The organism is Pseudomonas kitaguniensis (assembly GCF_049199985.1).
In the GTDB taxonomy this organism is placed as follows: Bacteria; Pseudomonadota; Gammaproteobacteria; order Pseudomonadales; family Pseudomonadaceae; genus Aquipseudomonas; species Aquipseudomonas kitaguniensis.
Window position 1 is genome coordinate 1 of record NZ_JBLZPT010000054.1, and the last position, 718, is coordinate 718.

1 rRNA gene is annotated in these 718 nt (G+C 46.5%); it reads right to left on the bottom strand.

Annotated features, from left to right (window positions below):
• Positions 1–532 (bottom strand): 23S ribosomal RNA (locus ACOZK9_RS27330); the annotation flags it as partial.
• Positions 533–718 lie beyond the last annotated feature (186 nt).

Consider the following 718-nt stretch of genomic DNA (forward strand, 5'->3'; position numbering starts at 1 on the left):
GGCTCCCACTGCTTGTACGCATACGGTTTCAGGATCTATTTCACTCCCCTCTCCGGGGTTCTTTTCGCCTTTCCCTCACGGTACTAGTTCACTATCGGTCAGTCAGTAGTATTTAGCCTTGGAGGATGGTCCCCCCATATTCAGACAAAGTTTCTCGTGCTCCGTCCTACTCGATTTCATGACTAAGAGATTTTCGCGTACAGGGCTATCACCCACTATGGCCGCACTTTCCAGAGCGTTCCGCTAATCTCAAAGCCACTTAAGGGCTAGTCCCCGTTCGCTCGCCACTACTAAGGGAATCTCGGTTGATTTCTTTTCCTCAGGGTACTTAGATGTTTCAGTTCCCCTGGTTCGCTCCATACACCTATGTATTCAGTGTAAGGTAACCATCTTATGATGGCTGGGTTCCCCCATTCAGACATCTCCGGATCAAAGTCTGTTTGCCGACTCCCCGAAGCTTTTCGCAGGCTACCACGTCTTTCATCGCCTCTGACTGCCAAGGCATCCACCGTATGCGCTTCTTCACTTGACCATATAACCCCAAGCAATCTGGTTATACTGTGAAGACAACATTCGCCGAAAATTCGATAATACTCAATGCAGAGTAACTCACAAATTTTACCTTAGCCTGATCCGTTACCAGTGAAAGTAACGTTCAGTCTATCTTTCTATCACATACCCAAATTTTTAAAGAACGATCTAATCAAAGACTAGAAAT